A 9682-nucleotide genomic window follows, 5' to 3' on the forward strand; every position below is an offset into this window, starting at 1 on the left:
GCCGTCGGCGGTTCGATCGCTCTTAATTATATCTTAAATATCAAAATTTTTCTCCCTTCTCCAACCTGTCGAGAAAATCCTCAGCAACTTGACACCAGTTTTGTCTAATTTGTGCATCTTCTGGCTTGTCTGTCAAGCTCCGACCTTGTAGTTCTGGATATTTATTGTAAAACAATTCATCCACTTTTTGATAAAATATATCTCGATCTAGATTAAGATTTTTACGGCGCTTGCCAATTTTTTCTTGACGCGCTATTTCTGCATCCAAAGACGGGTTTGGAAAGGGCTGGAGTTTTGGAAATTTGGGCATTTCAGGTAACTTTGGCAGAGTAAAACCTGATTTGACTGCACTAAAAGCTAGAATTCCCGGCAATAAAACTACGCTTAAACTGGCTAGGGTTTTCCACGTAATTAATTTAAATTTGCTGGTGTTGCTGTTAACTAATTGATTGTTTTGCACAACAGGAGGATTGTTGTTGGTAGCCGTTTGAGTGCTTTGGTTGAAGGGGCGCCCGACAAAGTTCATCGTCACCATTTGGGAGATGATGTTGCCAATTTGGGATAATTTTGGATCTTTGAGGGCTTCGCGGACTTGTTTTGCGGACTGGTAGCGATCGCCCGGCGGTTCTGCTAGCATCTTATCTAACACGGTTCCCAGGTTTGGACTGACGGTGACGTGCGATCGCCAATCCCAAGTTTTGTTATGGATATCGTACAGTTTTTGAGGCTTTTTGCCGCTTAGCAGCACTAACGCGGTGACAGCTAAAGCGTACAAATCGCTAGCCGCCGAAACTTTCCCGTGTCGCATTTGTTCTGCGGGGGAATAACCTTGTTTGCCGATCGCCGTTGCAGGTTGTCCGCTAAACTGAAATACGGCCGTTGCTGCGATTTGCTTGACGGAACCGAAGTCAATTAAAAAGGGCAGTTTGTCAACACTGTGCTGAATGATATTGTCGGGCGAAACATCGCGGTGAATTAAATTTTTGGAATGGATGTATTCTAAAACTGGTAAAAGCTGAAATAGCAGTTGAGTAACTTCGGCTTCGGTAAAATTTTTACCTTGCTGCTGGCGGGATATAAGTATTTCTTCGTAGGTTTGACCCGGGATGTAGTCTTGAACTAAAAATAAAGAGGGATGTCCGCCCAAATCGGTACGCAGCAGTTCTCGAAAGCGCGGGATTTGGGGGTGTTGGAGATTGTAAAGCATACTCGCTTCGCGATCGAACAATTCGGCAGCTTTCGGGCTTTGAACCACCGGAGAGAACTCTTTGAGCACGCAGTTTTCGCCGTAGCGGTTGGTATCTTCAGCCAGGTAAGTGCGCCCGAAGCCGCCGCGGCCTAATTCGCGGATGATGCGGTAGCGTTTTTCGAGGGTGGAACCTGGGGCGAGGAGGGAGGAGTTAGACATAAACCACGGCGGATTGTTCGAGTGGGGGAGTCGCGGAGCACAGTATAGCTTATTGTAGCTAAGTTTGGTTGGAATGGAGTCAGATGGATTAATCCGAAACACTGCTTAGCCACTCACAAAACTCATCGGGTGTCATTGCAGGGCGAGATATTGATTTAGCTAAAGCTTCCTGCACAACTTCAGCCATTGTTTGTTCGTAATTTGGGTGTTCTTTTTCGATCGATCCAAGTACAGCATTTTTCAGACGAACTGATTGTATGCGATGGCGAGATTTTCTGAATTTCATGAGGGTTAATTGTGAAAGCTTCTAACTGCTTTCTATTTTGAAATTTAGGTAAAATTCGATCGCGAGCGCCCTTTGGCTTTCATGGAAAAAGAAAAAGCGCAGAGGGTAAAATGGTAAAGAAGATCGAAGTAGACTAGAGCACAGAACCGAAAACCGGAGACTACGCAGAAACCATAGCAACGCGAAAACCCAGGCACTCGCAATTGCCACCTTTCTCCGCCCCAATACCTTTACGATAGGCACTGCGAGATGTATGATTCCAGAATAGCCAGCTACCGCCACGCACCACCCGCAAATGATCTGTGCCAGTTTCCCAGCCAGTTTCCCAGAAACTGCCGTCAGTTGGTGCGCCCTTATAGTTTTCGTACCACCTATCGCTACACCATTCCCAAACATTGCCGTGCATATCGTACAGCCCAAAGGCATTGGGGGGAAAACTCCTGACATCAGTTGTTTGTTCGTAGGTACTCGACTTATGGGCGAGGAGGGAGTCTTCGGGTAACTCTGCGTCATAGTTGACTAAATTGCAGGTAATGGTTTCCCCAAAATGGAATGGGGTTGTTGTACCAGCACGACAGGCGTATTCCCATTCTGCTTCACTCAAGAGACGATACTTTTTCTTGGTTTGTTGGGAAAGTTTTCCACAGAATTCAACTGCATCATACCAGGATACACATTCAACAGGAAGTTGTTCACCTTTGAAATATGATGGGTTGTTTCCCATCACTGCTTGCCACTGTGCTTGGGTGATCGGATATTTGCCTGCATAAAAAGCGGGTACTGTTACTTGATGTTGTGGACTTTCGTTCTCGTCTCGTCCTTGTTCTGTTTCTGGCGAACCCATTATAAAAATGCCACCGGGAATATAAACCATTTCCAGTACAACTCCTTTCCCTAATTCTTCGGGGAAGAAGTGAGCGTAGTGATGGTGGCGATTGTTTTCTTTTCCTTCAGCATCAACTGTGATTACATCAAAATCAAAAGTCGGTAAATAGTTGTGGAACTGCCCTTTTATATTTAGTTGCTTTTGATGCTTCAGCAGCGAATAGGCTGCAAATTTCACCGCTATTGATTCATCTTGCAGTGCGCCAATTATTAAATCTAATCCAGTTTCTCCATATTTAATCGCTTCTGAAAGTGCGGTGATTCTGACTTCGACAGCGGGTGATGCCAAACGACTTTTAACACCGGGAATCCCGCCTAAAACGGCTGCACCGAATGGCACTTGAGATTCACCGCCCTTGACGGCATCGTATTGTCTGGGTTGATTTGGATTTTCTGTCATCATGTTATTTCCTGACAACGAAACTAGATAAAACTCAGGCTAAAAAAAACAGGTTTCTCCGAAGAATCGTGGATAATCCCTTGAGGTATTGACGCAGGGTTTCGACTTCGCTCAACCACCGGGTTTTCAACCCCGCGTGCATAAGTCCTATATTACTGAGATGTTAGATTATTGTCAGTAACAGGCTTTCCGGCCTGTTCCACAAAGATTGAATTTCTTGTGGGGTGGGCATCCTGCCCGACCATAAAAGGCTTAAAAATGGTGCAATATCTCAGATATTACAAATCCCGATGCGTAAATTCCTTAGCATCATTCCCCACATAACTAGCCGCAATATGACCATCTCCAACAACTCGATATTTATACGTTACCAACCCTTCTAAACCAACCGGGCCGCGAGGTGGCATTTGCTGCGTGCTAATCCCCACTTCTGCGCCGAAACCGTAGCGGAAACCGTCAGCAAATCGAGTCGAACAATTGTGATAAACTCCGGCCGCATCGACTTGATTTAAAAATGTTTCGGCGGCTTCACTGTCTTCGGTGACAATCGCATCTGTATGTCTGGAACCGTAGGTATTGATGTGATTAATTGCTTCTTCCACAGAGTCTACGATTTTAATTGACAAAATCAAATCGCTGTATTCAGTAGACCAATCGGCTTCATTTGCTTCGGCAATATCTAAGATGGCGCGAGTTGGTTCGTCTCCCCGCAGTTCGACTTTTTTCTGCTGCAAAGCTTGGGCGACGGCGGGCAGGAAAACGGGGGCTATATTCCTGTGAACTAACAAAGTTTCAATGGCATTGCAGGCGGCGGGATACTGAGTTTTGGCATCGACTGCAATCTGTACGGCTTTCAGAATGTCCGCTGCTTTGTCTGCATACAAATGACAGATTCCGTCGGCGTGTCCCAAGACGGGAATTCGGGTATTTTCTTGTACGAAGCGCACGAAGGAGTTGGAACCTCGGGGAATAATCAAGTCTACGTATTCATCCATTTTTAGCAGTTCGATTGTTTCTTCCCGGGTGGTGAGCAACTGCACGGCTGCGGGATTGACTGCTGTTTCTGCTAATGCTTGATGGATAATTTTTGTCAAGATTTCGCAGGAACGGACTGCTTCTTTGCCACCTTTGAGAATGACGCCGTTGCCGGATTTGATTGCTAAGGATACTATCTGAATTAAGGCTTCTGGGCGTGCTTCAAAAATAATCCCTAAAACGCCTAAAGGACAGGTAACGCGCTTCAGAATTAATCCTGTGTCTAATTCGCGGTGGATTTGCACGGCACCGATCGCGTCTGGGAGTTTGGCGACATCTCGCACGCCGGCGATCGCACTTTGCAACTTGCTTTCGTCCAACTTTAGGCGATCGTACAACGGTTTGGCAATTCCATCCGCCTCAGCAGCCTTGCAATCAGCAGCATTCGCCGCCAAAATCTCCGGCGCAGCAGCTTCTAAAGCTTTAGCAATAGCTTCAATGGCTTGATTTTTGGCATCGGCGGACAAAACTGCCAATTTCCTAGCAGCTTGGCGCGTTTTTTGGGCAATTTCAATAATCGACATGGCAGTAACTTTTAAATAGTTTTGATTTGGTGAGTTTTGAGATGGGAATTGAATTTTCCGAAATAAATTGGGCGGGCAGTTTTCAATCTTAACAAAATAGAGGAAATTATATATTTTTGTTGAGACCCCTTACCGCGCTCCGCACTGACAGGTTAAAACAGTGAAGTATAGATAAAATCCCACGGTAATTACCTTTTGTCAATAACCTTAGGAGATTATTATGTCATCTCAAGCCCCTTTACGCAAGGCAGGGCGATCGCCCAAAGCCGGGATTAAACTGATCCAGAAAACTGGCGGAAACCTCGTTTTAGCTTCCGGCGCCACCATCATCATGCTGTTTGGTATGGTGTTCGTGTTATCGTTGGCCACAGTTTTCATTATCAACAGTCCCGATCCCGTCGCCGGATTGGCGATCGCACTTCCCATAACCCTGATTTTTAACATCGCTGCTTTTTTCCTGTCGCCTTACTTGATGGACTTAACCCAAAATTGGCTCTACAATACCCGTTGGGTTTCCCTAGCAGAAATTGACAGCCTGAGTCCGGAAACGGCGAAAGTTATTCAGAAGGTTTGCAAACAGAAAAACCTCAAACAGCCGCGATTAGGAATTATCGACGACCAAAATCCTACTGCTTTTACCTACGGTTCCTTTCCTAACAGCGCTCGCTTAGTCGTCAGTCAAGGTCTTTTCACCTATTTAGACGACGATGAAATTGCGACTGTTTACGCCCACGAACTCGGTCACATCGTCCACTGGGACTTTGCCGTCATGACCTTAGCTTCGACTTTAGTGCAGATTACTTATTTAATTTACACTACAGCTCAAAGGCTCGGCCGAAGCGGGGGCGAAAAAGCTAAAGATGCGGCCGGTACTGTCGCTGCTGTTGCTTATTTGTTTTACATCGCCGGCACTTATTTATTGCTGTATTTGTCGCGGACGCGAGAATATTTTGCCGACCATTTTGCCGCCGAAACTACCGGGAACCCCAACGCTTTATCCCGCGCTTTGGTAAAAATTGCTTACGGTATTCTGGAAGAAGGACAAAGAGCAACGGAACCCAGCCGCTTGTTAGAAGGAACTCGCGCTTTAGGCATTTATGATGCGAAAGCTGCGGCATCTAGCGGTACTGCTTACCGGATTTCGTCGGAACCGGAAAAAATTGGGCGAGTGTTTCTGTGGGATATGTTTAATCCTTGGGGTTGGTGGATGGAGTTGAATTCGACTCACCCGCTGACTGGTAAGCGAGTTCGCGCTTTGAGCACCTACGCCGAACAATTAGGCTTGGATATTGAGTTTGACATGGGCAGAATTGTGGGCGAAGGTCACAATTTGAGCAAGCGGAAATTGTACGGAAATTTCTTTTTTGATTTGCTGCTGTACAGTGCAGAAACTTTGGGCTTAGCAGTGGGTTTTGCGGTAGGGATTTCCCTGTATGTCGTGAATCCGATGATGATGCTTGCTTGTCCTTTAATTGGTTTGGGCGTGGGAATTTTGCTCAAGGCTTTGGTGATGTTCCCGAATTACTCACAAGCAGAAGAATTGGATGTTTTAACCTTAATGTCTGACCCTTATGCAAGTCCTCTGCGCGGTCAACCTGCGAAACTGCAAGGGGAATTAATTGGCCGCGGCGATGCGGGTTATGCGTTTGGTTCCGATTTGAAATTGCAAGATAGATCGGGAATGATTTATCTGCGCTATGCTTCTCGTTTCGGGCCGATTGGTAATTTCTTGTTTGGGATGAAACGGGTTCAAAGTTTGATCGGTATGGATGTTAGCGCTTTGGGTTGGTTCCGCCGGGGTGTGGCGCCTTGGATGGATTTGATTCAGCTTGAAAGCGATAGCGGTACCACGGTTAGCAGCTATCACCGCTTTTGGTCGTTTGTTGTGGGACTCGGTGCGATCGCGATCGGGATTGCTTCTCTATTCGTTTCATTTGCAGCTTAAGATTTGAAAGGACTGAAGTCCTTACTACGAACCTGGTTGGTAGTGAGGACTTCAGTCCTTCCCCATAAATTTTTAGGACTAAAGTCCGAACGATCGAACCTGAGAATTATTATATTACCGCCGATCGTATCAGCTCTTGGTTAATCAAGTTACGCTCGCCAACATGACAGTCAAAATTGCTACAATCAGTTTTTTGTTGATAATATTAACTTTAGCAGCCAGTAACCCCACCCAAAGACTCAGGGGGAACTTCACAAAGTTAACCGCCCAAACGGAAAACAGGGAGAAAACAAACACGGTGCAAGCTATTATAGATGACAACGCAAAATTAGAAAAAGTTGCAGGAGATTTCCAATTTATAGAAGGCCCAATTTGGCATCCCGACGGCTTTTTGCTGTTCAGCGACATTCCCGCCAATACTATCTATAAATTCGCCTCAAATCGGCAAGTTGAAATATTTCGCCGCCCTTCGGGAAAAGCCAACGGAAATACTTTAGACAAAGAAAACCGCTTGATTACTGCCGAACACGAAAATCGGCGCGTATCCCGCACGGAAAAAGACGGCAAAGTTATCGCATTAGTGGATAGATACGAGGGCAAAAAACTCAACAGCCCCAACGATTTGGTTGTGAAATCCGACGGCAGCATTTATTTTACCGATCCGCCCTACGGCATTACTAAAGAACAGGAAGAATTGGGTTTTTACGGTGTTTATCGGCTAGCACCAGACGGTAAATTGACTTTGTTGGTTAAGGATTTGGTGCTGCCAAACGGCATCGCATTTTCACCAGGCGAGCAAAAACTTTATGTCAACAATTCGGAAGCGGGATACATTGCTGTTTTTGATGTCAAGCCCGATGGAACTGTGACAAACCAGCGGCTTTTTGCTGAGTTGAAAGACGCCAGTCAAAGCGGGGTTCCCGACGGTTTAAAAGTTGATTTAAAGGGAAATGTTTACAGCACCGGGCCTGGAGGAGTCTGGATTTTCTCCCCGTCTGGTAAACTTTTGGGGAAGATTTCAGTGCCGGAGACTGCGACTAATTTGGCTTGGGGAGAAAGCGATCGCCAAACGCTGTACATTACGGGAAGTAAAAGTCTTTATCGCATTCGCCTTAAAAACCGTTTGTAGTGAGGACTTTAGTCCTTCTTTCTGAGGACTGAAGTCCTCACTACAAACACTTTTTATTAGGGGTAATTGACTGGCATGATATAATTGTAGTTTTGAAAATCAGTCTTTCCCAATCTAAAATCTCAAATCTAAAATGGTATTAATTGCCCGCTTGCATAAGTTTCTAACTGCGACTGTGGATGAAAAATCCCGATCGCGCACCATATTCTGGTTGATGCTGAGCTTGACATTTGCCGCAGTCTATGGTGTGTTAGGAATCAAGCAAGCCTTCAGCGCCGAGTATGTGGTGCAAGACGATGCGAGACAGCACGTTTTCTGGATGATGCGGTTTGTCGATCGACAATTATTCCCCAACGATTTCATTGCTAACTACTTTCAATCAGTCGCCCCCGCCGGATACAGCACGCTCTACAAATTAGCTGCAACCATCGGCATTCACCCGCTATTTTTTCACAAAATATTGCCGCTATTTCTCGGCTTAATCTCCACCTATTACTGTTTTGGGCTTTGCTTGGAAATGCTGCCAGTACCGATGACTGGATTTATCGCATCTTTGCTACTAAATCAGCATATGTGGATGACGGATGATTTGGCTTCCACAACGCCCAGAGCTTTTATCTATCCGATATTTCTCGGTTTTTTATATTATTTGTCGCGGAGTTCGTTGTTGCCCTGTTTGGGCGCAGTCACCCTAATTGGATTATTCTACCCTCCCTACGCCTTAGTTGCTGCCGGAATTTTAGTTGTGCGCCTGCTAAGCTGGGAAAACGGCCGTTTGCGCTTGTCGGGCGATCGCACAAATTACCTATTTTGCAGTACAGGTTTGGGTATAATCTTTTTAGTAATGCTCCCCTATGCCTTAGATAAATCGGAATTTTGCCCGACTTATACCGCAGCAGAAGCCAAGCAAATGGGCGTATTTGCAGCCGACGGCAGAAATGCTTTTTTTCGTCCAAATCCGGTAGATTATTGGCTGACTGGTAGGGGTAGCGGGATGTTTCCCAAGTCGCTGTTTACGCCTGTAACTCACTGTGCGGGGCTGTTTTTTCCGCTGCTGTTGCTATGGAGGCGATCGGCTTTTCCGTTAGCCAGTCGAATCAACAGTAAAATTTGGCTGTTGCTTCAGCTATTTTTAGCATCCTTGGCGATGTTTTTGGCGGCTCACGCTACCATTTTTAAGCTTTATCAGCCTGGACGCTATACTGCGTATAGCTTGCGATTCATCATTGTGTTGATAAGTGCGATCGGCCTGACGTTAATTATCGATGGCGTCGGCAACTGGGCATCAACAACCGAAACAAAATTTAATTTAAAAAATCTAGTTGCACTAATTACCACAGCGACAATCGCGATCGCCGTTGTCTTTTATCCCTGCTTGGTTGAAGAATTTCCCACAGTCGGGTATGTAGAAGGTGAAATGCCCGCTTTGTACAAGTTTTTTCAGCAACAACCCAAAGATATCCTGATTGCTTCCATCGCCCCAGAGGCGGACAATTTGCCGACTTTTAGTCAGCGTTCGGTTTTGGTGGCCAAGGAATATGCAGTGCCATATCAGAAAGGCTACTACAGCCGATTTTTACGGCGGATTAACGATTTAATTCGCGCTCAGTACACTCCCGAGCGAGCTGTCTTGCAAAACTTCATTAACAGCTATGGAGTTGATTTTTGGATGCTCGATCGCAATGCCTTAACTCTTAAGTATGTAGAGGATTACGGCTGGATCGATGATTTTGATGCGACACCGGAGGCGATGCTTGCTCTCAAACAAGGGAAAATTCCCGCATTAGCTCCCGCAGTGACAAGTTGTGCTGTTTTTCTGAATGAAATTGTAGTAGTTTTGGATGCCTCTTGTATTGTGAAAATGACGGGTAATTAACTCCTAGGGTTGACAATGTTCACCGATTAATTCGTAGGGTGTGTCGCCCTAAAAAATCCCTAACTAAATACAGACAAGCCAGCGAGCGACGCACCACACAGTTTAAGGTGCATCGCAGTGAGATTTTATGTAATTAATTCGAGCCAACTTCTGATTGTAGGGTGTGTCGCTTTGAGAAGTTTTGCCACTATTTG

General features: G+C 45.7%; 7 protein-coding genes. 3 read left to right on the forward strand and 4 right to left on the reverse strand.

Annotated features, from left to right (window positions below; translation table 11 throughout):
* Positions 1–40: 40 nt before the first annotated feature.
* From QUB64_RS28075 to QUB64_RS28090, 4 genes are all read right to left on the reverse strand, one after another.
* Positions 41–1408 (reverse strand): serine/threonine-protein kinase, encoded by a 1368-nt coding sequence (locus QUB64_RS28075; protein ID WP_333275146.1) that lies wholly within the window; start codon positions 1406–1408, stop codon positions 41–43.
* Positions 1409–1496: 88 nt separating this feature from the next.
* Positions 1497–1694, reverse strand: coding sequence for a hypothetical protein (locus tag QUB64_RS28080; RefSeq protein ID WP_333275149.1), 198 nt, complete (start codon positions 1692–1694; stop codon positions 1497–1499).
* A gap of 160 nt (positions 1695–1854) precedes the next feature.
* Entirely contained in the window at positions 1855–2982 is a 1128-nt protein-coding gene (locus QUB64_RS28085; protein WP_333275151.1) for a formylglycine-generating enzyme family protein, read from the reverse strand.
* Positions 2983–3257: 275 nt separating this feature from the next.
* Positions 3258–4592, reverse strand: a complete 1335-nt coding sequence (locus tag QUB64_RS28090; protein ID WP_333275213.1) for a glutamate-5-semialdehyde dehydrogenase — start codon at positions 4590–4592, stop codon at positions 3258–3260.
* Between the two features lie 166 nt (positions 4593–4758).
* Here QUB64_RS28090 and QUB64_RS28095 point away from each other — a divergent pair, with 166 nt between their 5' ends.
* The 3 genes from QUB64_RS28095 (at position 4759) to QUB64_RS28105 (ending at position 9488) form a co-directional block, all read left to right on the forward strand.
* A complete protein-coding gene (locus tag QUB64_RS28095) occupies positions 4759–6483 on the forward strand; it encodes a zinc metalloprotease HtpX (protein ID WP_333275154.1) in 1725 nt (574 codons plus the stop codon).
* A 298-nt stretch (positions 6484–6781) separates the two neighbouring features.
* Positions 6782–7612, forward strand: a complete 831-nt coding sequence (locus QUB64_RS28100; protein ID WP_333275156.1) for an SMP-30/gluconolactonase/LRE family protein — start codon at positions 6782–6784, stop codon at positions 7610–7612.
* Positions 7613–7745: 133 nt separating this feature from the next.
* Positions 7746–9488 carry a hypothetical protein gene (locus QUB64_RS28105; protein WP_333275159.1) on the forward strand — a complete coding sequence of 581 codons (1743 nt, stop codon included), beginning with the start codon at positions 7746–7748 and terminating at the stop codon, positions 9486–9488.
* The last annotated feature ends 194 nt before the right edge of the window (positions 9489–9682 follow it).

This window comes from Microcoleus sp. Aus8_D2 (assembly GCF_036702665.1).
GTDB lineage: Bacteria > Cyanobacteriota > Cyanobacteriia > Cyanobacteriales > Microcoleaceae > Microcoleus.

Coding starts and splice junctions, on each gene's coding strand:
- QUB64_RS28075 (WP_333275146.1), bottom strand. CDS start 1,408: ATGTCTAACTCCTCCCTCCTCGCCCCAGGTTCCACCCTCGAAAAACGC.
- QUB64_RS28095 (WP_333275154.1), top strand. CDS start 4,759: ATGTCATCTCAAGCCCCTTTACGCAAGGCAGGGCGATCGCCCAAAGCC.
- QUB64_RS28080 (WP_333275149.1), bottom strand. CDS start 1,694: ATGAAATTCAGAAAATCTCGCCATCGCATACAATCAGTTCGTCTGAAA.
- QUB64_RS28105 (WP_333275159.1), top strand. CDS start 7,746: ATGGTATTAATTGCCCGCTTGCATAAGTTTCTAACTGCGACTGTGGAT.
- QUB64_RS28085 (WP_333275151.1), bottom strand. CDS start 2,982: ATGATGACAGAAAATCCAAATCAACCCAGACAATACGATGCCGTCAAG.